Source organism: Hafnia alvei (assembly GCF_900095695.1).
Taxonomy (GTDB): domain Bacteria; phylum Pseudomonadota; class Gammaproteobacteria; order Enterobacterales; family Enterobacteriaceae; genus Hafnia; species Hafnia alvei_B.
The window spans coordinates 1-23,055 of the sequence record NZ_FMIQ01000064.1 but is presented as its reverse complement, the minus strand read 5'-3'; the positions used below and the strand labels follow the sequence as shown (position 1 = coordinate 23,055).

The window sequence follows — 23,055 nt, the reverse complement described above, 5'->3', positions numbered from 1 at the left end:
TCGCCAAATCCCACGGTTTTGAAAGCATGCTAAAGTGCATTTATCTAATTTGCACCAAAACAGTGCAGGAGCCCGCAGTATGGCCGACCAATCCATGACCGATGCGCAAACCGCACGCAAACAGCCTGATCCCGGGCAAATTCTCAATTCTCTGATTACCTGCGTATTATTGCTCGATCGCAATCTGGCGATTCATTACGCCAATCCTGCCGCGCAACAGCTGTTGGCCCAAAGCTCGCGCAAATTATTCGGCACTCCACTCCCAGACTTATTAGGCTACTTCTCGCTGAATATTCGCCTGATGCACGATAGCCTGCACGCCGGACAGGGGTTTACCGATAATGAAGTCACGCTGGTTATCGATGGTCATGCCCACATTATGGCGCTTACGGCACAACCCATGAGTGATGACTTTATCCTGTTGGAGCTCTCACCAATGGATAGCCAGCGCCGCCTAAGCCAAGAGCAGCTCCAGCATGCACAGCAGGTTGCCGCCCGCGATTTAGTGCGTGGGCTGGCTCATGAGATTAAAAACCCGCTCGGCGGGTTACGCGGCGCGGCGCAGCTATTAGCCAAAGCATTGCCCGATCCTTCGCTGACCGAATACACCAAGGTCATCATCGAGCAGGCAGACCGCCTGAGAAATTTGGTCGATCGTCTATTAGGCCCACAGCGCCCCGGTCAACACGTCACACAAAGTATTCATCAGGTGGCAGAACGCGTTTGCCAGCTGGTTTCGCTCGAATGCCCCAACAACGTCACGCTGGTTCGGGATTATGATCCGAGCCTGCCGGAGCTTGAGCACGATCCAGAACAGATTGAACAAGTGCTGCTAAATATCACCCGCAATGCGCTCCAAGCGCTTGGAAACGCGGGTGGTACGATTACCTTGCGCACGCGAACCGCATTTCAGCTCACGCTGCATGGCGAACGTTATCGTTTAGCGGCGCGCATTGATATTGAAGATGATGGTCCGGGGATCCCCGCCCATCTGCACGATACCCTGTTTTATCCGATGGTCAGTGGCCGCGAAGGCGGTACCGGACTCGGCCTGTCGATTGCCAGAAATCTCATCGACCAGCATCAGGGTAAAATTGAATTTAATAGTTGGCCGGGGCATACCGAATTTTCGGTTTATCTGCCTATTCGCAAGTAATTCACAACATTCACTAAGCGGCCTTCCGTAAACAGAGGTGATTATGACAACGCAACAGGGAATCGTCTGGATCGTTGATGATGACAGTTCCATCCGCTGGGTGCTGGAACGTGCACTGACCGGCGCGGGTCTGCGCTGCGTCACGTTTGAGAACGGAAATGAGGTACTGGATGCCTTAGCCAGCCAAACGCCGGACGTTTTGTTATCCGATATCCGCATGCCTGGCATGGATGGCTTAGCTTTACTTAAGCAGATAAAACAGCGCCATCCTATGCTTCCGGTCATCATAATGACCGCACATTCAGACTTGGATGCCGCGGTCAGCGCTTATCAGCAAGGCGCTTTTGATTACTTGCCTAAGCCTTTTGATATTGATGAAGCGGTCGCCCTTGTCGAGCGTGCAATCAGCCACTATCAAGAACAGCAGCATCCCGCACGCAGCGAACCCATTAACGATCCGGCAGCGGATATTATCGGTGAAGCACCGGCGATGCAGGATGTCTTTCGCATTATCGGCCGACTTTCTCGCTCTTCAATCAGCGTATTGATTAACGGTGAATCAGGTACGGGTAAAGAGTTGGTCGCGCACGCGCTACATCGCCATAGCCCACGCGGAAAAGCACCGTTTATTGCGCTGAATATGGCTGCTATCCCTAAAGATCTGATTGAGTCAGAGCTGTTTGGCCACGAAAAAGGGGCCTTTACCGGCGCGAATCAAATTCGTCAGGGTCGTTTTGAACAGGCAGACGGCGGCACACTGTTTCTAGATGAAATCGGAGATATGCCGCTGGATGTCCAAACCCGCCTGCTGCGCGTGTTAGCCGATGGTCAGTTTTATCGCGTTGGCGGATATGCTCCAGTCAAAGTCGATGTACGCATTATTGCTGCAACGCATCAAAACCTTGAGCAACGGGTGCAGGAAGGGAAATTCCGTGAGGATTTATTCCACCGCCTCAACGTTATTCGCGTGCACTTGCCTCCATTGCGCGAGCGCCGTGAAGATATCCCTCGCCTCGCGCGTTACTTTTTGAAAGTGGCTGCCACCGAATTAGGCGTTGAAGCCAAAATTCTTCACCCTGATACCGAGTTGGCGCTCACACGTCTTCCGTGGCCGGGCAACGTTCGTCAGCTAGAAAACACCTGCCGTTGGCTTACCGTTATGGCCGCTGGACAAGAGTTGCTGGTTCAAGATTTGCCAAGCGAACTATTTGAAACCAGCGCACCGGAATCCACCAGCGGAACCGTCTCTCCCGATCACTGGTCTGCACTTTTAGCTCAGTGGGCAGAGCATGCCTTGCGGTCTGGCCATCAGGACCTGTTGTCTGAAGCTCAACCAGAGATGGAGCGCATTCTGCTGACGACCGCGCTGCGTCACACCCATGGTCATAAACAAGAAGCGGCACGACTGCTCGGCTGGGGGCGCAATACCCTGACACGTAAGCTAAAAGAGTTGGGAATGGAGTAATCGTTAGCCGATCATTAGAGGTTTGTTAATGCGCCGTGGTTGGTTAATAAAAATACAATCTAGCGCACAAAAAAACGGCTATGCCGATCTTTAACAGTACACCGCGGATCGGTATGATCATCGGCACCGTTTTTGGAGGTTATGATGATCGATTCGCTACTGAGCTTGATCTCGCAGGGTGCAGAGCTCGCCACCGCCGCCGGACACTCATCGCAGACTGCATTTGCCGCCGTGCTATGTGCCGCTTTGCTGAGTTTTTTAGGTTAACCCGTTCACTCCCCCCTCTCATGAGAAAGGGCGTTGTTCTAGCAACGCCCTTTTTTGTTGGCAGAATCCTTAAAACTCATCGCGATTAAGACCCAATTCAGAACCCTGTTTGCATCTTTCGCTGTTATGCTGAAATGAAAGAGCCTGAATTATCAGCCAATCCTGACGCCTATCTCTTAGGAGCAAACATGAAACCTGCCATCGTTCTCTATAAAACGCTACCCGCTGACCTGCGCCAAAAGCTCGACGAACACTTCAGCGTGACCGCCTTTGACGAGCTATCTCATCAAACCTACCCTGCATTTTTACAGGCACTAAAAAACGCAGAAGGGTTAATCGGTTCTGGCGGACGTATTGACGCTGACCTACTGGCGCAAGCGCCTAAACTTCGGGCGGCTTCAACCATTTCAGTCGGCTACGATAATTTTGACGTCGACGAGATGACGCGACGTAACATCTTGCTGATGCATACACCCACCGTGTTAACGGAAACCGTCGCGGATACGTTGATGGGACTGATGCTAGCAACTGCGCGCCGCATTCCAGAATTAGATGCATGGATCCGTGACGGGCACTGGAATGATAGCCTTGGAGCCGATTATTACGGAACGGACGTTCACCACAAAACCGTGGGTATTCTTGGCATGGGGCGCATTGGTATGGCGCTGGCGCAGCGCGCTCACTTTGGTTTTGGTATGAAAGTGCTTTATAACACTCGCACCCCAAACCCAGAGGCGAATCAAAAATATCAGGCGCAACATTGCGATTTAGATACGCTACTCGCCCAATCCGATTTTGTTTGCATAACGCTGCCGCTCACGTCACAAACTCACCATATGATTGGGCGTGCACAGTTAGACAAAATGAAAAAAAGTGCGATTTTGATCAATGCAGGTCGCGGGCCTGTCATTGATGAAGATGCCTTAGTTGAGGCGCTGAAAGATGGCTCTATTCTCGCGGCAGGCTTAGATGTGTTTGAACGCGAGCCATTGCCGCATGACTCAGAACTGATGAAACTCAAAAATGTGGTTTTAGCACCGCATATTGGCTCAGCCACTCATGAAACCCGCTACGGCATGGCAGAATGCGCCGTCGATAATCTGATTGCTGCGTTAAACGGCACGGTGAAGGAAAACTGCGTCAATCCTCAGATTGCGGTCAAAAACTAGAAATATAAACCGGTGATGGGCAGGACAACCTGCCCATGTTTCAGCGGAGAATAGGACGCATGTTAAAGAATACGTTATAAAGAATAGTAGTGCTCTTTGACACGCTGCCAATCTTCAGGCGGGATCGGTTCTAAGTATTTCTCTAGCTGTTTAAAATCATGGCGCACCGCTTTCTCTCTCACCCAACGGCGGCGACTCTTTTCAAGATCTAAAAAACCAGCCTGAACGTCTCCGCGACTTTTCACATAAATATGCCGGACGTAACAGCAACCATGCTGCCGATTTACGCTATGCATTTTTTTAAAGGCAACGGCAATCTGCTTGAGCAATTCATTCATCACGTCAGGCTCACAGGCTTGATTCTGTTTCTGTGTATACCAATCACCGATACAAACAAAATCCTTCATATCTTCCGTCACGAGTAGGGCACGCCATTCGCCATTAATTTGCAGCGCTTTACCGTATACGATTTTGGGGACAATCACGCCTGCCGCAGAGAGTTCGTTGATCACCTGAATTTCGCGCACAATTGTTGGACGCCCAAATGGATAACGCAGAGAGTGGAATAGGTGCATCACCTGACGTTTTACATAAAGCGTTTTACCATTACGTTCAATGCGCTGAACGCCGCTCATACCTTTGCGACGTTCATTAGGCTCTTCAACCCAATCGCCTTCTGTATCCCACCAACGCTGAAACTCGTCTAATTCTGCTCGTGATGCCATATCAACCCCTCGTGTGAAAATCCATTCGCGCAGACCGTTGCTTATTCAATTTAAATCGAACGAAAAAAATACACATGCACGGTAATAATAACCACTTAAACTAGTAGTAAGATTATCTTAAAGAGCGCACGTCTGCGTATTGCTGCATCATCGCAATGATTTGAGCTGGCGATAAAACATCCAATTCACAAACGCAATAGGTGAATCGTTTCACAATGACTGCGGTTATGTGGCTTACGCCACAGATGTGCATGCTTGCTTTTGCGAGAATCCACAGTAATTGTAAGCAGTTAGACGTTAACCATTGATCAACGGCGAGCGAGTTCGATGCCGCCTTTTATTAGCAGTAGAATCAAGGATGTGTACGATGAGCGATATCGCCCTTACGGTTAGTCTGCTGGCGCTCGTTGCTGTGCTGGGTTTGTGGATCGGCAATTGGCGCATTTATGGTGTTGGCTTAGGCATCGGGGGCGTGCTTTTTGGCGGAATTATCGTAGGCCATTTTGCTCAGATGTACGCTCTCGATCTCAACGGCGATATGCTGCATTTTATCCAAGAATTCGGCCTAATTTTATTCGTGTACACCATCGGAATTCAGGTTGGGCCCGGTTTCTTCTCCTCATTACGCGTTTCAGGTCTCAGGCTTAACGGCTTTGCTGTTCTGATGGTAGTGCTAAGCGGCATCGTGACGGCGCTCATCCACAAGCTGTTTGATGTTCCTCTTCCGGTGATCCTTGGTGTGTTTTCAGGCGCAGTAACCAATACTCCTGCGCTTGGCGCCGGGCAGCAAATTCTGACTGATTTAGGTTCCGATCCCGCGCTGGTCGATAAAATGGGGATGGGGTATGCCATGGCCTACCCGTTTGGAATATGTGGAATTTTGCTGGTTATGTGGCTGCTACGCTTAATATTTCGCATTAGCGTAGATGCAGAGGCCAGAGATTTTGACGCTAAAAATGGTTTGCAGCATGAGCTGCTGCAAACCATGAACATCTCGGTGCGTAACCCCAATCTGGCGGGGATGCCGATTCATAGCATTCCTATTATCAACAGCGATGAAATCGTCTGTTCACGCTTAAAACGCGGCGAACATCTGATGGTGCCATTGCCCGATACGGTGCTGGAATTAGGCGACCTTATCCATCTGGTTGGACAAAAGCAGGATTTAGAAAACGCGCGCTTAGTCATCGGCGATCAGGTCGATACATCACTGTCTACACGCGGTACGGCACTTCAAGTGAGCCGAGTTGTGGTGACGAACGAGAAGGTATTGGGTAAAAAAATCCGCGATCTGAATTTAAAACAGAAATATGACGTGGTGATATCTCGCCTTAACCGCTCCGGCGTTGAGTTGGTCGCTAGCAGCAATGCAAGTCTGCAGTTTGGCGATATCTTGAATCTGGTGGGAAGACCGGAATCTATCGATCGCGTGGCAGATATCGTCGGCAACGCCCAGCAGAAGCTGCAACAAGTTCAAATGCTGCCGGTGTTTATCGGCATTGGGCTCGGTGTATTACTCGGTTCCATTCCCCTTTTCATCCCCGGATTCCCTGCCGCATTGAAATTAGGCTTGGCAGGTGGTCCATTGGTGGTCGCGCTTATTTTGGGCCGTATCGGCAGTATTGGTAAGCTGTATTGGTTTATGCCACCTAGCGCCAATCTTGCCCTGCGCGAACTCGGCATCGTGCTGTTTTTATCCGTTGTTGGTCTGAAGTCTGGTGGAAATTTCGTCGATACATTGCTTAATGGTGATGGTTTGTCGTGGATTGGCTATGGAATTTTAATTACCGCGATTCCACTGCTCACTGCGGGGATCCTCGCTCGCACTATGGCGAAAATGAACTATCTAACAATCTGCGGCATGCTGGCTGGCTCGATGACCGATCCTCCAGCCCTTGCTTTCGCCAACGGACTACATCCAACTAGCGGCGCAGCGGCGCTGTCATATGCGACTGTTTATCCACTCGCGATGTTCTTAAGGATTATGTCACCACAGCTGCTGGCGGTGATTTTTTGGGCAATGTAGGGACTCTTTTTATTTTAGATATACGTAAGGTTTCGAACGCCGAGTATGTTTGTACTGAAGTTCATACAAGACAATCTAAATATTATAGATATACGTAAGGTTTCGAACGCCTGTGAGCATTTGCATTTCTATGAAGCCGCTGGCGTAGGCGTCCGATGAGAGTCCCGTTGCGCGGGGACTCTCAACTCGCGCGCTTTTTACCGAGCCGTTTGGCCGACCGGTCTCAGAGCGCACGTCCTGTGCGCCCTCGACCTGCCACCAGCATCCCTGCTGGCGGCTCTAAAATGCATTTTTTCAACAGGAAAAGACAAAAGACATTTTTATCTTCTTATCTTTCTATTTCTCTCTTTTAATTGTTTAAGTCTTGGTAGGAAGAGCCGGCACGACAGGGATGTCGTGACGGAGTTTGGGGCGCCCTGGATGGGCGATACCAAACCGGAGCGGAGATGGCGTCTCGGATAAAAGCGCGCGGGTGTTGGGTGCGTGCGCTGGCGCACCCGACTCGGACGCCTTCGACGGAAGCTATATGTAAATGCCGAACCGGATAGGCGGTCGAAACCTTACACCGCAAGGGCATACTCCATAAGCAGCCATTTATGCACTGAATTAAGCTTACATTTTGCAATGACAATCCCACCCCGATCACACTTCTGAATTCCCCCCAAACCAATATGTGACAACTGTCATACATCCTCATTATTTCGCTTTTTTATGGAACCGGTTCCAAATATCTTGGCATTATTGAATTGATGATGAAGTGACCATCATTGGAGTGAATATGAAAAGAGATATCGTCGTTGTGACCGCCGCTTACGGGTGGGACAACATCAAAAAGCTAGGCGGACAAGCTAATTTACTGCCGATTATCGCCGAATCAGGTGCCAACGGCGTTGAAATCCGCCGAGAGCTATTATCCGAATCAGAACTGAACACCTTAGGCCATTTAGCTCGTCAAATTGCTGACCACCAGCTTTTCGCCGTCTATTCAGTACCGGAAGGATTATTTGCCCTCGATGGTTCACTCAATCCACAGCTCGAAAATCGTTTACGAGAAGCCGCCGAGCTCAACGCTAGCACGGTGAAATTCTCTCTGGGGCATTATCAGCCAGGCTATGACATTACTGAACTAAACGCCTTGCTCAGCAAGCGCCAAGTGCAACTCGTCGTTGAAAACGATCAAACACCAGACTGCGGCATTTTATCACCGTTAAACGCGTTCTTTGCCGCGGTACAAGATTGCCATTCCCCAATACGCATGACCTTCGATATGGCGAACTGGGACTGGGTAGACGAAGACGCGCATAGTGCAGCGCAAAAGCTAGCGCACATGGTGCATTACGTACATGTGAAAGCCGCAGAAAAACGGCCTCAAGGCTGGTGTGCGGTGGAATTAGATAATAGCGACGGTCGCTGGAAACCCTTACTGGCTAAGCTTCCTCATCAGGCAATGCGCGGCATTGAATTCCCATTAGAAGGCGATGACTTAACCTCAGTAACCCGCCACTACGTTAATTTATTGAGAGCAGACTAATATGAAAACTTCACCGTTAGACGTGATCACCTATGGCGAAGCAATGACCATGTTCGTCGCCAATGAAACCGGTGAACTGGATCAGGCTATGCAGTTTACCAAACGTATCGCTGGCGCTGAGCTGAACGTATCTATTGGTTTATCACGCCTCGGAATGAACGTGGGCTGGGTTAGCCGTGTAGGAAACGACTCTTTTGGCCGTTTTACGCTCGCGACGCTACAGCAAGAGGGAATAAATCATCAGTGCGTTACAGTTGATGAGCGCTTCCCAACGGGTTTTCAGCTGAAATCTAAAGCCGAAAATGGAACCGATCCCAAGGTAGAGTATTTCCGCAAAGGATCGGCAGCCAGCCACCTTTCTGTTCACGATTTCGATCGGGCCTATTTCTCTCAGGCCCGCCACCTTCACCTAAGCGGCGTTGCCGCAGCGCTTTCCGCTGATTCTTTGGCTCTCGCCAACCACGCGGCGCAAGAAATGCGCGCGATGGGCAAAACCATCTCTTTCGACCCTAATTTGCGCCCTGTGCTATGGCCAAGCCAGCAGGTGATGTGTGAAAAGCTGAATGCTTTAGCTTTCCAAGCCGATTGGGTATTACCGGGTCTGAAAGAAGGGCAAATCCTCACAGGCAAACAAACACCGGAAGAGATTGCTGATTTCTATCTTAGCCGCGGCGTAAAAGCCGTCGTCATCAAACTTGGGCCAGATGGTGCTTGGTTTAAAACCGCAGACGGCCAGCAGCAGCACGTTGCCGCCGTGCGCGTTGAGAACGTGATTGACACCGTTGGCGCGGGTGATGGTTTTGCCGTCGGTGTTATCAGTGCATTACTTGAAGGAAAAGCGCTACCGGATGCCGTTATGCGCGGTAACAAAATTGGTGCGCTAGCGGTGCAGGCGATTGGGGACAGCGAAGGCTTACCAACCCGTGCCGAGCTCGGCGAATAATAAATAACACATCCACCTCTGGGCCCTACATCCCAAGGATGTATCTGAACCACACTGAAGGATTATAACCATGAGCAAATCAACGATTGCCCCGAAGCGCTGGTGGTACATCATGCCGGTGATTTTTATCACCTATAGCATGGCTTATCTTGATCGCGCGAACTTCAGCTTTGCCTCCGCTGCTGGGATTAATGAAGATCTTGGCATCACCAAAGGAATGGCCTCTCTACTGGGCGCCCTATTTTTCCTCGGCTATTTTTTCTTCCAGATCCCTGGAGCCATTTACGCCGAACGCCGCAGCGTACGTAAACTGGTATTTTGGTGCCTGATCCTATGGGGCATGTGCGCCACGTTAACCGGTTTAGTCAGCAATATCCCTGCGCTGACGGCTATTCGCTTCGCACTTGGCGTGGTCGAAGCGGCGGTTATGCCCGCCATGCTTATTTACATCAGTAACTGGTTTACCAAGGCGGAGCGTTCAAGAGCCAATACCTTTTTAATTTTAGGTAATCCGGTCACTGTTCTGTGGATGTCTGTGGTTTCTGGCTATTTAATTCATGCCTATGGCTGGCGCGAAATGTTCATCATCGAAGGCTTCCCAGCGGTGATTTGGGCATTCTGTTGGTGGGTGCTGGTTAAAGATAAACCTGAACAAGTTGGCTGGTTAAGTGAATCTGAAAAAGCCGCGCTACAGGCCAAACTGCTTGAAGAACAACAGGGCATTAAGGCCGTACGTAACTACAGTGAAGCTTTCCGCTCGCGTAACGTCATTATCCTGTGTGCTCAGTATTTTGCATGGAGCATCGGCGTGTACGGCTTTGTACTGTGGCTACCTTCGATTCTGCGCCACGGTTCTGATATGGGAATGGTGGAAGCTGGCTGGCTGTCGGCAGTGCCTTATTTGGCCGCAACCATTGCGATGATCGTGGTGTCTTGGGCATCCGACAAAATGCAAAACCGTAAACTGTTCGTATGGCCGCTGCTGTTGATCGGCGCACTGGCCTTTATCGGTTCTTATCTCGTTGGCGCAAATCACTTCTGGTGGTCTTACGCGCTGTTGGTTATCGCAGGCGCAGCGATGTATGCACCTTATGGCCCATTCTTCGCCATTATCCCTGAAATGCTGCCACGTAACGTTTCCGGTGGCGCAATGGCCTTAATTAACAGCATGGGTGCGTTGGGTTCTTTCTTTGGCTCGTGGTTTGTGGGTTATCTGAATGGTTCTACCGGCTCTCCAGCTGCGTCCTACGTATTTATGGCCGGTGCGCTACTGGTCGCCGTTGGCTTAACGCTCATTGTTAAGCCATCAGATACGCAAAAAAAAGCCACCGTTAAACCCACTTCAGCCGTCGCTCAGGGGAAATAGTTTTATGAAGCAATCCATTGTTCTGTATAAAAAAATACCCTCTGATTTGCTACAGCGATTAGAAGACCATTTTGATGTCCGATTCTTTGATGGAATCAATGAGACTAACCGCGCAGAAGTTATCGCCGCGCTTAAAAATGCCGATGGCATGATTGGCGCAAGCGTACCGGTGCGCGCTGAGTTGCTAGACCATGCGCCCAAGCTAAAAGCGATCTCAACTATTTCAGTTGGCTACGATCAGTTCGACGTAGCCGATCTGACACAGCGTAAAATTGTGTTGATGCACACGCCAACTGTGCTCACCGAAACTACTGCAGATACCGTGTTTACGCTGATTCTGATGACCGCACGCCGCACTTTGGAAATGGCAGAAATGGTGAAAGCCGGAAAATGGACGCGCAGCATCGGCAACGATAGCTATGGCGTCGACGTTCACCATAAAACGATAGGTATTTTGGGCATGGGGCGTATCGGTGCAGCGCTGGCGCGTCGAGCCCACGCGGGTTTTGGCATGAATGTTTTGTACTGGAACGATCGCCCCAATACGCAGGTGGAAGAGGAGTTTAATGCTCGTCGCTGCGAACTGGATGAATTGCTCACTCAGTCTGACTTCGTCTGTATTACGCTGCCTTACAGTGAACAAACGCATAAGCTCATCAACGCTGAACGTTTAGCTAAAATGAAATCCAGCGCTATTTTGATCAACGGCGCGCGCGGCAAAATTGTCGATCAAGCGGCATTAATTGAAGCGTTAAAAAACGGTACGATTCGCGCTGCGGGGTTAGATGTGTTCGAAGTGGAGCCATTGCCTGCTGATTCAGAGTTACTGCTGTTACCTAACGTTGTTGCACTGCCTCACATCGGCTCAGCAACGGAAGAAACCCGCTATAACATGGCGGCCTGCGCGGTAGATAACCTGATCACGGCATTAACGGGGGAAGTAACAGAAAACAGTGTGAATGCACATTTGTTGAAGTAACGACTTCGATCTTCAGTTCAAGTCTTGGTAGGCCCAGCCACATCGGCTTTTCCTACCAAGACATACACCTTTTAGATTACCCGCGAAAACTGCTGCATTCTCGCCTGCTTACGCAGATAGATGTCAAAGCACATGCAAATATTACGGATCAGCAAACGACCGCGCGGAGTCACTTCAATGCTGGTTGACGTGATTTCCACCAGCCCATCGTCGACCAAAGGTGCCAGCAGTTTTAAGTCATCGGCGAAGTAATCGGCAAACACAATCGCGTATTGGCTCTCAACTTGGGAATAGTCTAAGCGGAAATTGCAGATGAGATTTTTAATCACATCACGGCGCAAACAGTCATCTTCAGTCATGGAAAGCCCACGCCAAAGCGCGTGACCATGGTCTTGTACGTCGGCGTAATACTCTTTCAGCACTTTGCGATTCTGCGCATAGCTATCCCCGATCATGCTTATCGCGGAAACGCCCAATCCCAGAAGATCGCTATCGCCCTGCGTGGTATAGCCTTGGAAGTTACGGTGCAATTTGCCTTCACGCTGAGCCACCGCCAATTCATCATTAGCATGAGCAAAATGGTCCATGCCGATAAACTGATAGCCAGAACCCGTTAGCATCGCGATAGTTTCTTGCAGAATAGACAGCTTGCTGTCTGCCGATGGCAGATCTTCGTCTTTGATTTTGCGCTGCGCGGCAAATAGCTTCGGCATATGCGCATAGTTAAATACGCTCAAACGGTCAGGATTGAGCTCAGCCACTTTTTGCAGCGTATAGCTAAAACTCTCTGGCGTTTGCTTTGGTAAGCCGTAAATAAGATCGATATTCGTTGAGGTAAAACCGATCGCTTTAGCCCGATTAATCAAATCGAAGATGAACTGTTCGTCTTGCTCACGATTCACCAGTTTCTGAACTTCTTTGTTGAAGTCCTGCACGCCCATACTGAGGCGGTTGAAACCTTCTTGGCGTAGGTGGTCGAGCACATCCAGCTCAATTTCACGCGGATCGACCTCAATTGAAATTTCTGCATCCGGCAGAAAATCAAAGGCATCGCGCAGCATGTGCATTAAGCGTGAAATCTGGTTTTTATCTAAATAAGTTGGCGTACCACCGCCCCAATGTAATTGGGAGACTTTTCGCCCCACAAACATCGGTGCACGTTGGCGGATTTCAAATGCCAGCTTATCAAGATATTCATCCGCCTTATGTGTTTGGCGAGTAACGATCTTATTGCAGCCGCAGAAGTAACACAGCTTGTGGCAAAACGGGATATGAACGTAAAGCGAAAGCGCACGTTCAGGATAACGAGCTACAGCATTCGCAAATTCAGTGTCGGTGAAGCTTTCGCTGAATTCTAATGCAGTAGGGTATGAGGTGTAACGCGGCCCAGAATAATTATATTTTTGAATCAGGGCCAGATCCCAGACAATTGCCTGTTCCGACATGCTTACTCCTTCCGATGATTTCGTCTGCCAGACCGGTGACGAGGAAGCCGTGAAAACTGGCGGGTCATGGCAGCTTGTCGCCAGCGTTGTTTACGCCGCGACAGCCACCATAGTTTACCTAATAACCACAACAGATAACACGTAAGCAGTAAGGCTATTGTTAGGATTAGCCCCATTGACGATTAAAATACGTCTTTCGGGTTACCGCGTTTGAGCAATTTAACGATGTCTTCTTTTGGCTCTTCTTCGTCGACTTCGTCATCTTCGTCGCCCAACTCGATGCCTAGCTCTTCCATCAGCGCATCAATACGGTCCAACATATTGTCGACGTAGCTTTGCTCTTCTTGGTTGAGATCTTCGCCATCATCGAGGCGGATCAGCAGCGCATCCAGACGCGGATCGTTTTCCAACTGAGTCAGCTCTTCTTCTGGCGTCAGTCGTTTTTTCGCTTCCGGTTTAGGCGTTTTTGCTTTTGGCTTCTTCACTTCTGTTGCCACCAGCGATACAGGCACTTTACTGCCGATGCGCGGATCTACAACTTTAGCTGCATCACCGGTTTTTTTATTGGCAGCTTCTGGGTTGGCACGGCCACCCGATTTGTTACCGCGGTGCTTTTTCTGGCGCTTACGGGCGCGAGCTTCCAGATCGAGCTCAACACGGGTTTTTCGTTTTTGTTTTGGCGCTGAAGTTTTAGCTTTCGGCGTTTTATTGGCAGGACTCATTAGCGTGTACTCACAGAGAGATAAATCGAGTAGAGAAATATTAGCGAGCTCAGGTTAATTCCTGATACGCCAGTCTCCGACACCCGTAAAACAGGCGTTTAGGCTGAGGGGGCGGACAATGCGCACACCCTACCAGAAAGCACACAAAGAAAAAAGGCGACAGCCTAAACTGTCGCCTTAATTCTAGCCTTCAAATGAAGGATATTCACGCAATTCAATCCTTGAATGCAGTCAACGTCCCGGTTTTTCCCTTTGCCGTTTTGCTCCTAGCATCCTCTTCCTGAGGCTCTTGTCCTTGTTGCGCCAATCCCAGCGCTAAACTCATCCTGAGTTTGTGTCTTCCTTTACGATATACATCCTGTATATCTTCGCTAATTCCTTTAGCGTGAATCCTTTCTCTCGTTACGCATTCTTGCGTTCCCTGAGATTCGTCTTCCTGACGAAGTTTTCCGTGCCGTTATCCTTGGCGTTGAAAGATACTTTAAAGTATTGGCTTACTTTCACAATGGGTTAGCACGCCCGCTCTCATGTGATCTTTATCACGTTGTTTTGTAATTATATGAATCTATTACTTTAATAAATTCAGGCTTATAGCTGAAAACGTGATTGCCCGAAAAACGAATGGTCAATGTCTTACACGGCTGTAAGCCGTGAGCTTACAGCAGATAAACAGCGGTTTTATGCGCTCTTTGCGGCTGATGCAGTTATAATCCCCACCAGATACCCCCATGCTTTAATGGAGACGAACGTTTTGAACCGTAAAACTTATAACTATCATGTGACACACTTCGTCACCAGCGCCCCTGATATTCGCGCACTGCCGGCCGATACCGGAATTGAAGTTGCCTTTGCTGGCCGCTCTAACGCAGGTAAATCCAGCGCACTTAATACGCTGACCAACCAAAAAGGCTTAGCACGTACCAGTAAAACCCCAGGCCGTACTCAGCTGATTAACCTGTTTGAAGTCACCGACGGTATTCGTCTGGTTGACTTACCCGGCTATGGTTATGCTGAAGTTCCGGAAGAGATGAAACGCAAATGGCAGAAAGCGTTAGGTGAATACCTGCAAAAACGTAACTGCCTGAAGGGATTGGTGGTGTTGATGGATATCCGCCATCCGCTGAAAGATCTCGATCAGCAAATGATCCAATGGGCCGTAGACGTTAACCTGCCAGTTATGCTGTTGCTCACCAAAGCCGATAAGTTGGCATCCGGTGCACGCAAAGCTCAGCTAAATATGGTGCGTGAGGCTATTTTGCCGTTTATGGGCGATATTCAGGTTGAAGCGTTTTCTTCACTGAAGAAGTTTGGCGTCGATAAGCTGAGTGAAAAACTGAATACGTGGTTCAGTGAGATTGAGCCTGAAACACTGTCTGAAGAAGATGAGGAAGAAGGCGGGGAATAGCTGCCTAACATCTTATTGAACAAGGTCGCTGAGGCGGCCTTTTTTTGGTTTGGACAAAAAAAAACGCCCCAGTCATAAAAGACTGGGGCGGCTAATATTCAGCCAAATCCGATTACGTGAAGTAAAAGGTCTGAAAGATAGAACATCTTACCTCTGTACCCTACGTCTGTAACTCTACAACATTTTCAGACGGGGGAAAACCCTTTTTTGTAGCTAACTTACAAGAATACGTTCAATTAATCAGCGCAAACGGCATTATGAACGCAATTTTATGTAGTTAAATTACATAAATAGGTTAATTAACCATCACTTAGTGAGCTTGATCCCAGTTTTCACCGGTACCCACATCAACTTTTAACGGAACCGCCAACTCAAGGCTTTTCTCCATCAGTTCACGAACTTTCTCAACCGTTTGATCGATGATGGACTCATGAACTTCAAAGACCAATTCATCATGCACCTGCATAATCATGCGAACTAAAGGTTCTTTCTGTTCCAATAACCATGCATCAACGGCGATCATCGCACGCTTGATAATATCAGCCGCGGTTCCTTGCATCGGAGCGTTGATCGCGGCGCGTTCTGCCGCCTTACGGCGCATACCGTTACGGGAATGAATTTCCGGCAGATAGAGGCGACGGCCATCTAGCGTCTCTACATATCCCTGCTCTGCCGCCTGCTGCCGTGTACGCTCCATATATTCCAGCACGCCAGGATAACGCTCAAAATAGAGGTCCATATAGCGCTGCGCTTCGCCACGAGCAATATTCAGCTGACGAGCCAAACCAAAAGCACTCATGCCATAAATCAGCCCAAAGTTGATCGCTTTAGCACTGCGGCGTTGTTCGCTGGTGACATCTTCAAGCGCTAGGCCAAAGACTTCTGCCGCCGTTGCACGGTGAATATCTTTACCGGCGGCAAACGCTGCCAGCAGGCCTTTGTCACCCGACAAGTGCGCCATGATGCGTAATTCAATCTGAGAGTAGTCGGCCGCAACAATTTTATAGCCCTGTGGCGCAATGAAAGCCTGACGGATCCGGCGTCCTTCATCATTACGTACTGGGATATTCTGCAGGTTAGGATCGCTGGAGGAAAGCCGTCCGGTTGCGGTAACCGCTTGATGATAAGACGTATGGACTCGACCAGTCGCACCATTAATCATTTGCGGGAGTTTGTCCGTGTACGTGCTTTTTAACTTCGCTAAACCGCGGTGTTCCAAAATAATGGTTGGCAGTTCAAAGCCTTGCTCCGCTAATTCAGCCAGCACCTCTTCATTTGTTGAAGGCGCGCCACCCGGCGTTTTTTTCACAACAGGCAGCTTCTGCTTTTCGAATAAAATCGCCTGTAGCTGTTTTGGCGAGGAGAGGTTGAAGGGTTCTCCCGCAGCCTCATGGGCCTTCTTCTCCAGCTCATCCAAACGGATAGCCAGTTCCTGAGAATGCTTGCCCAAAATATGGCTATCGATCAGTACGCCGGTTCGCTCCATACGTGAAAGTACCGGAACCAAAGGCATATCAATATCGGTGAAGACTTTCTTCAAACCCGCTTCTTTTTCCAGCTGTGGCCAAAGTTTGAGGTGTAGCTGCAAAGTCACATCGGCATCTTCAGCCGCATAAGGGGCTGCCTGCTCAAGTGCAATCTGGTTAAAGGTCAGCTGAGATTTACCTTTACCCGCAATTTCTTCAAACGTTATGGTTTTATGGTTTAAGTGGCGCTCTGCCAAGCTGTCCATATCATGACGACCGGCAACGCTGTCGAGATCATACGATTCCAGCATGGTGTCGAATGCAATGCCTTTTAGCTCAATGCCATAACGCGCCATGACGCCTTGATCGTATTTTAGGTTCTGCCCAACTTTATGAAGATTGTCATCTTCCAACAGGGGTTTTAGCTTCGCCAAGACTGTATCTCGGCTCAGTTGATCTGGCGCATCGAGATAATCATGGCCGACCGGAATATAAGCCGCGACGCCCGGCGCAGTTGCAAATGATAAACCAACCAGATTGGTCGTTAAGACATCCAGAGAGTCAGTTTCAGTATCGAAGGCAAAAACCTTCGCTGATTTTAAGCTGGTAATCAAATCATCCAGCGCTGACTCATCCAGAATAGTTTGGTAATTTTCCTGTGATAAAACCGACGTAGCCTCTTCCACCACAGCCGCCGCCAGCGGCTCACTGTCAGCTTTTGCAGGTTTGCGCGCCGTTGGTGCTTTCTTTTCACCGCTGAGCCAAGAACCAGCCTCAGCGTCTTCTAACCAGCGTTTGAACTCGTAGCGGCTAAATAACTCGTGCAGCTGTTCAGTATCCATCGGCTTGAGCTGGAGATCGTCGCAGGTAATATCCAACTCAACATCAGTTTTAATCGTCGCCAGCAGGTATGAAAGATCGGCCTTATCTTTATTCAGCTCCAGTTTAGCGCCCATCGTTTTGGCACCGCGGAAACTCAGCGTCGCTACTTTATCCAAATCGCTATAGATCTGTTTTAGGCTGCCAATACCTTGTAACAGCGCCTGAGCCGTTTTTTCGCCAACGCCGGGCACGCCAGGGATGTTATCCGAGGAATCCCCCATCAGGGCGAGGAAATCGATGATTAACTCCGGCGGCACACCATATTTTTCGCAAACTTCCTGTGGCCCCAAAATGGTGTTATTCATCGTGTTGATCAACGTGATACTTGGCGTCACAAGCTGCGCCATATCTTTATCGCCGGTGCTAATCAATACATGGCGTCCCGCCTTTTCAGCTGCCTGCGCCAACGTACCAATAACATCATCAGCCTCGACGCCAGAAACGGCCAGAAGAGGCAAACCAACGGCCTGAACCATTTTATGCAGCGGCTCTATTTGCTCACGCAAGTCATCTGGCATGGGTGGACGATGTGATTTGTATTCAGCGAACAGCTCATCACGGAAAGTCTTTCCTTTGGCGTCGAATACCACAGCGACGTGACTCGGCTGATATTGCAGCATCAGGCTGCGCAGCATATTCAACACGCCATACATTGCCCCTGTTGGCTCTCCTGCACGGTTCGTTAACGGAGGAAAAGCATGGTATGCACGGTACAGGTATGAGGATCCATCAACTAGGATCAGGGGATTTTCAGGGATTTCGGCCATAGTATGTCTTTATCGTGATGGTGGACTTAGAGGTAAGGATGCCATACCTCGAGACAAGAGACGAATTTTAGCGGGAGATTTGATAAGTAATGCGATCAAGTATTCAGATCTGAACGATCAAATTGTGGATAAGTTTGTGAACAAAAGATCATGGTTTTAATAATAGGTGTTCTTATCCTGCTTTTATTTACAATTTCATTAGTCTTTTAAATAACTTACACGTAAAAATCTCTAGCAGAACATAAAATAGCCAACACCCTCGCGATGTGGATAATATTTCAATTAGTCACCGTTATTTTCATATTACTGCTAGCACTCATACAGATTAGTCTAAATAATCAACTACGCTAATACTTTTGAATTTATCTTTCATATATCTGGCGAAATGCTGTTGTTCAATAAGCCTTCTGGTAAAATCGCGCTTTGATTCCTCAAATGCTATTACACGAATAAGCTAATGCCTACGTTGATTGCCTTGGTTCTATCACCCATCCTATTTGTGTTAACCACGGCGTTGACCATCCTCGTGACAGTTTTATGTTCTATACCGATTACGATGGCTGGCATCATGAAACTACTCCTCCCCATCCCTTTTATTTGGCGTTATATCTCAAGCTTCGCTGATTTCATGATGTGGTGCTGGTGCCAAGGTTTATCGATACTGATGAAGCTTAACGTTGGATTAAAGTGGGAGATAGACGGTTTAGAAGGTCTGAGCAAAGACAATTGGTATTTGGTCATCAGCAATCATAAAAGCTGGACCGATATCGTCGTGCTCTGCGTACTATTGCGCAATCACATTCCCATGAATAAGTATTTTTTAAAGCAACAGCTTGCTTGGGTTCCCTTTGTTGGCTTAGCCTGCTGGGCGCTGGATATGCCGTTTATGAAACGCTATTCACGCAGCTATTTATTTAAGCATCCTGAATTGCGCGGCAAAGATATTGCAACCACACGTCGTTCCTGCGAAAAATTTCGCCTGCGCCCAACTACTATTGTTAATTTTGTCGAAGGCTCGCGAAGCACTGAAGAAAAACGAGTAAAAACACACTCCCCTTATCGAAATTTGCTTCCCCCCAAAGCAGCAGGCATCGCATTCACTCTTAGCGCATTGGGCAATCAGTTTGATCGTGTATTAAATATTACGCTGGTCTACCCCGACAATAATCACAGTCCATTCTTAGATCTACTCTGTGGCCGAATGAAGAAAATTGTCGTCCGAGTAGAAACATTGCCTATCACAGCGGAAATGCACGGCGACTATTTCAACGATAAGGCCTTTAAACGACACTTCCAGCTCTGGTTGAACAATCTTTGGCTGCAAAAAGATCGGCTCATCGAGCACCTTAAAAAGGTGTACGCAGCACCACATAAATAAAAAACCGGGCAAAAGCCCGGTTTTTTATTACTGAGACAAACGTCGGATTATTTCTGTTTCAGTAGGAAATTTACAACGTGAGAGAATTGCTGAACGTAGGAATCCATTGAGCTGGTATCCAGCCCATCGTTTTTGACCATATATTTGCCATTAACGAAGATAGCAGGAACGCCACGCAGTTGTAGATCTTCAGCCGCTTTCTCTTGTTGTACAACCAAGGATTTCACTACGAAGCTGTTCAACGCGCCATCGTAGTCTGCAGCGCTAACGCCCGCTTTAATGAAGACGTTACGGATATCTTCAGGGCTCTGAACGCTCTGGGTTTTCTGCACAGCTTCAAACATTGGCTGAGTGATTTTATCTTCAACACCCAGAGCCATTGCAACAGCCCATGCTTGAGTTAACTGCTTGCCCAATGGACCTAAGAATTCGACGTGATACTTGGTCATTTTCACGCCTTCTGGCAGGCCTTTGCGTACTGCATCAGAAACGTGGTAAACCTCTTCGAACTCATAGCAATGCGGGCAGTAGAATGAGAAAAACTCTAAAACCTGTGGCTCATTAGTGATGCTTTTATCTAGCTTCACATACTGATCGCCTTCAGAAAATTGAGCCGCAGAGGCACCAAATGCCATTGCGATCCCAACTAACGCCAACCAAATCTTTTTCATGCGAACTTCTCCATCGTCTTAAGTTTTTTGATTTAATACATCGGCATTAGCTGCAACGGTGGTGCTTGTAACAGCCTAACCTGCTCCATGAAGGCAGATGTTTGTCTCAACCAGAAACTCTCATCGGTCATCCACGGAAAACTCTTTGGAAAGGCAGGATCTTGCCAACGACGGGCAACCCATGCCAAATAGTGCACCATACGCATAGCACGCAGAGGCTCTATTAGTTTTAGCTGCTGAGAGTCAAAATCAGCAAATTCGCCATAAGCTTCAAGCAAAATATCCAGTTGGATAAGCTGCTCTTGGCGCTCACCGTGCAATAGCATCCATAAATCTTGGATCGCAGGACCATTGCGCGCGTCATCTAAGTCAACAAACAGCGGGCCATCTCGCCATAGAATATTGCCGGGATGGCAATCACCATGTAGTCGTACCGGCGCCCAGTCGGTCGTCCAATACTGCTCAACTTCCGAAATCAATGAATCTAAAGAAGCAAGAAACGCAGGCTTAAGCTTTATGGGTATTAATGAAGTACGCTCTAAAACCGCTCTTGGCTGATAGAGATACTCATCCAACCCCATGGTTGGTCGCTCGGTAAAGAGCTTCTGCTGACCAACTTGATGGATACGCGCCATATAACGCCCAACCCATTCAAGCTGATCGTCATTGTCGATTTCATATGCGCGGCCGCCCACGCTTGGAAATAGGGTAAATGCATAACCAGCAAAATGATGAAGCGTTTGCCCATTTAATGATAACGGCGCGACAACAGGGATCTCGCTATCATGAAGCTCTCGAGCAAAGCTATGTTCCTCGCCGATTTGGCTATCTGACCATCTTTCTGGACGGTAGAACTTCGCAACGTAACGCTGACGATCTTCATCCATCAGTTGAAAGACGCGGTTCTCATAGCTATTGAGTTCGGTTAAACCTGAATCAATACGGATCCCCGTACTCTCGATAGCATCGAGAATAAGATCTGGCGTAAGTGTTTGAAAACTGAAAGTTGGGTTAGTCATAGTCAGGCCAGAACTCGCGCAATAAACCAAGATGATAACATTATCAAATCGACCTACCGCGCTGTTTATGCGCTATCTTGTCTGAAATTAGTCTTTAATTACGCCTCTAGCGCGCAGAATAGCGGTCTTAAAGTCTTCCTCGTAGTCTTTCTTTAGACCAGGGATAACTTCAGTGCTGGCGCTATTACGCATCTTGAGGTGATAAATGAGAATATCGTCGGTCAGGTCAGCTAAATTGCCTTTAAATCCTGCTTCATCGGCAAGTTTTTGTAAAAATTGGACCAGATTTAAATCAGGTTCTTGTTGCCAAGCTGGATGGATCAGTTCAATAAGTTCATTAACGCGATGGCATTTCATTGTGTATTTCTCCCTGATGCTTAATGGGCAGACAAATTATCAGTCTTAATTTACCAAAGATAGCCCCTGCACGTATAACATTCACTTTTTACAAACTATTACACGCGCAGGAAAGTATGGTGCAGGCACGTTACAATACGCTATTAGTTACAGAGAGAGACCCTGTATGCATGACATCGAAGGCGTAATTCTAGCTGGAGGAAGAGCCTCTAGAATGGGCGGTAATGATAAAGGCCTCGTTCTACTCAATGGCAAGCCTCTCTATCAATATGTGCAGGAAACGCTGGCACCCCAGGTAACAAGGCTGTCCATCAATGCTAATCGTAATATATCAACTTACCAACGTTCAGGGCTAAGCGTATTCCCCGATGTTCTTAATGATTATCCCGGACCATTAGCAGGAATGCTAAGCGGCTTACAACAAAGCCAACATGAATGGGTTGTGTTTGCTCCATGTGATGTTCCTTTTATTCCAACAGATATTGTGCATCACCTATGGACATCTAAAGCAGACAAAATGGCCGCATACATATTTGATGGAAGCAGAGCACATCCAACAATTGTGCTATTGCACCGCTCCCTTATTTCACCTCTGATGAATTATCTTGAACGAGGCGAGCGTAAATTAATGATATTTTTAGAACAATTTGAAGCCCAAAGAGTTACGTATCCCACAGAAGAGTGCTTTATTAATTTCAATACATACGAAGAGTGTTTGCGCTACGAGCAGAAGCTAAAGGAACAAAAATGAAGAACAACATACCTTTGCTTGGTATAGCCGCTTATAGCGGGACAGGAAAAACAACATTATTGAAGAAGCTTATTCCGCTGCTGAATGCTAAAGGGATAAGGATCGCGCTTATTAAGCACACACACCATGATATGGATATTGATACACCGGGAAAAGATAGCTATGAGCTCCGTAAAGCAGGAGCAGAGCAAACCTTGGTGGCAAGTGATAAACGATGGGCGCTGATGACGGAAACGCCAGAAGAAGAGCCGCTGGATTTGCAATTTCTGGCTTCGAAGATCGATCCCTCGCGCTGCGACCTTATTTTGGTTGAAGGCTTTAAGCATGAACCTATTCCTAAGATCGCGTTATATCGCGAATCAGTTGGGAAGCCTTTTGCTGGAATAATTGACGATCACGTGGTGATGCTAGCAAGCGATGGAGACATCAGCTGCAATATCCCTATGTTAGATATTAATAACATCGGACACATTGCAGATTTCATCGAAGAGTGGTTAGAAAAGCAGTAAGATCGATCTACACAAAATAATAAATAGCCGCGTTAGCGGTTATTTATTTGATAAAA

21 protein-coding genes are annotated in these 23,055 nt (G+C 48.2%); 13 read left to right on the top strand and 8 right to left on the bottom strand.

Annotated features, from left to right (window positions below):
- Positions 1-94 precede the first annotated feature (94 nt).
- The 4 genes from glnL (at position 95) to ghrB (BN1044_RS17630) (ending at position 4,057) form a co-directional block, all read left to right on the top strand.
- Entirely contained in the window at positions 95-1,156 is a 1,062-nt protein-coding gene (glnL, locus tag BN1044_RS17640) for a nitrogen regulation protein NR(II) (protein ID WP_175421623.1), read from the top strand.
- A gap of 43 nt (positions 1,157-1,199) precedes the next feature.
- Positions 1,200-2,621, top strand: a complete 1,422-nt coding sequence (gene glnG, locus BN1044_RS17635; RefSeq protein ID WP_072309777.1) for a nitrogen regulation protein NR(I) — start codon at positions 1,200-1,202, stop codon at positions 2,619-2,621.
- Positions 2,622-2,765: 144 nt separating this feature from the next.
- Complete coding sequence (locus tag BN1044_RS23435; protein WP_139130970.1) at positions 2,766-2,888, top strand: YshB family small membrane protein; 123 nt, start codon at positions 2,766-2,768, stop codon at positions 2,886-2,888.
- A gap of 188 nt (positions 2,889-3,076) precedes the next feature.
- Positions 3,077-4,057: a glyoxylate/hydroxypyruvate reductase GhrB gene (gene ghrB, locus BN1044_RS17630; protein ID WP_072309776.1), complete on the top strand. Its 981-nt coding sequence runs from the start codon at positions 3,077-3,079 to the stop codon at positions 4,055-4,057.
- Positions 4,058-4,131: 74 nt separating this feature from the next.
- On the opposite strand, the gene inaA is transcribed toward ghrB (BN1044_RS17630), so the two are convergent.
- Complete coding sequence (inaA, locus tag BN1044_RS17625; RefSeq protein WP_072309775.1) at positions 4,132-4,782, bottom strand: lipopolysaccharide kinase InaA; 651 nt, start codon at positions 4,780-4,782, stop codon at positions 4,132-4,134.
- Positions 4,783-5,149: 367 nt separating this feature from the next.
- Here inaA and BN1044_RS17620 point away from each other — a divergent pair, with 367 nt between their 5' ends.
- The 5 genes from BN1044_RS17620 to ghrB (BN1044_RS17595) all read left to right on the top strand — a co-directional run bounded on the left by BN1044_RS17620 (position 5,150) and on the right by ghrB (BN1044_RS17595) (position 11,627).
- The gene (locus tag BN1044_RS17620; RefSeq protein ID WP_072309774.1) at positions 5,150-6,808 is read left to right on the top strand and encodes a putative transporter; all 1,659 of its coding nucleotides are present in this window, start codon (positions 5,150-5,152) and stop codon (positions 6,806-6,808) included.
- Positions 6,809-7,586: 778 nt separating this feature from the next.
- The gene (locus tag BN1044_RS17610; protein WP_072309773.1) at positions 7,587-8,339 is read left to right on the top strand and encodes a sugar phosphate isomerase/epimerase family protein; all 753 of its coding nucleotides are present in this window, start codon (positions 7,587-7,589) and stop codon (positions 8,337-8,339) included.
- Between the two features lies 1 nt (position 8,340).
- The gene (locus BN1044_RS17605; protein WP_072309772.1) at positions 8,341-9,282 is read left to right on the top strand and encodes a sugar kinase; all 942 of its coding nucleotides are present in this window, start codon (positions 8,341-8,343) and stop codon (positions 9,280-9,282) included.
- A 70-nt stretch (positions 9,283-9,352) separates the two neighbouring features.
- Positions 9,353-10,648, top strand: coding sequence for an MFS transporter (locus BN1044_RS17600; protein WP_072309771.1), 1,296 nt, complete (start codon positions 9,353-9,355; stop codon positions 10,646-10,648).
- Between the two features lie 4 nt (positions 10,649-10,652).
- Positions 10,653-11,627: a glyoxylate/hydroxypyruvate reductase GhrB gene (gene ghrB, locus BN1044_RS17595; protein WP_072309770.1), complete on the top strand. Its 975-nt coding sequence runs from the start codon at positions 10,653-10,655 to the stop codon at positions 11,625-11,627.
- A gap of 71 nt (positions 11,628-11,698) precedes the next feature.
- Here the strand turns inward: ghrB (BN1044_RS17595) and hemN are convergent, their stop codons facing one another.
- Together hemN and yihI are read right to left on the bottom strand one after the other, a co-directional pair.
- A complete protein-coding gene (gene hemN / locus BN1044_RS17590; protein WP_072309769.1) occupies positions 11,699-13,072 on the bottom strand; it encodes an oxygen-independent coproporphyrinogen III oxidase in 1,374 nt (457 codons plus the stop codon).
- A 182-nt stretch (positions 13,073-13,254) separates the two neighbouring features.
- A complete protein-coding gene (yihI, locus tag BN1044_RS17580; protein WP_072309768.1) occupies positions 13,255-13,794 on the bottom strand; it encodes a Der GTPase-activating protein YihI in 540 nt (179 codons plus the stop codon).
- A gap of 751 nt (positions 13,795-14,545) precedes the next feature.
- Between yihI and yihA the strand changes: the two genes are divergently transcribed.
- Entirely contained in the window at positions 14,546-15,199 is a 654-nt protein-coding gene (gene yihA, locus BN1044_RS17575; RefSeq protein ID WP_025799755.1) for a ribosome biogenesis GTP-binding protein YihA/YsxC, read from the top strand.
- Between the two features lie 98 nt (positions 15,200-15,297).
- On the opposite strand, the gene BN1044_RS24320 is transcribed toward yihA, so the two are convergent.
- Both BN1044_RS24320 and polA read right to left on the bottom strand, forming a co-directional pair.
- Positions 15,298-15,345: a small protein SpfP gene (locus BN1044_RS24320; RefSeq protein WP_071892919.1), complete on the bottom strand. Its 48-nt coding sequence runs from the start codon at positions 15,343-15,345 to the stop codon at positions 15,298-15,300.
- Positions 15,346-15,509: 164 nt separating this feature from the next.
- Positions 15,510-18,314: a DNA polymerase I gene (polA, locus tag BN1044_RS17570; protein WP_072309767.1), complete on the bottom strand. Its 2,805-nt coding sequence runs from the start codon at positions 18,312-18,314 to the stop codon at positions 15,510-15,512.
- Between the two features lie 457 nt (positions 18,315-18,771).
- On the opposite strand from polA, the gene BN1044_RS17565 reads away from it, so the two are divergent.
- Positions 18,772-19,692, top strand: coding sequence for an acyltransferase (locus BN1044_RS17565; RefSeq protein WP_072309766.1), 921 nt, complete (start codon positions 18,772-18,774; stop codon positions 19,690-19,692).
- Between the two features lie 47 nt (positions 19,693-19,739).
- Here BN1044_RS17565 and dsbA read toward each other — a convergent pair whose 3' ends face one another.
- From dsbA to BN1044_RS17550, 3 genes are all read right to left on the bottom strand, one after another.
- The gene (gene dsbA, locus BN1044_RS17560; protein ID WP_040044562.1) at positions 19,740-20,363 is read right to left on the bottom strand and encodes a thiol:disulfide interchange protein DsbA; all 624 of its coding nucleotides are present in this window, start codon (positions 20,361-20,363) and stop codon (positions 19,740-19,742) included.
- A 32-nt stretch (positions 20,364-20,395) separates the two neighbouring features.
- Entirely contained in the window at positions 20,396-21,382 is a 987-nt protein-coding gene (locus BN1044_RS17555) for a serine/threonine protein kinase (protein WP_072309765.1), read from the bottom strand.
- Between the two features lie 87 nt (positions 21,383-21,469).
- Positions 21,470-21,739 (bottom strand): YihD family protein, encoded by a 270-nt coding sequence (locus tag BN1044_RS17550; RefSeq protein WP_072309764.1) that lies wholly within the window; start codon positions 21,737-21,739, stop codon positions 21,470-21,472.
- A gap of 166 nt (positions 21,740-21,905) precedes the next feature.
- On the opposite strand from BN1044_RS17550, the gene mobA reads away from it, so the two are divergent.
- On the top strand, positions 21,906-22,490 hold the full coding sequence (mobA, locus tag BN1044_RS17545) for a molybdenum cofactor guanylyltransferase MobA (RefSeq protein ID WP_072309763.1): 585 nt from the start codon (positions 21,906-21,908) through the stop codon (positions 22,488-22,490).
- A complete protein-coding gene (gene mobB / locus BN1044_RS17540; RefSeq protein WP_072309762.1) occupies positions 22,487-22,999 on the top strand; it encodes a molybdopterin-guanine dinucleotide biosynthesis protein MobB in 513 nt (170 codons plus the stop codon). Before mobA ends, mobB begins: the two co-directional genes overlap by 4 nt.
- The last annotated feature ends 56 nt before the right edge of the window (positions 23,000-23,055 follow it).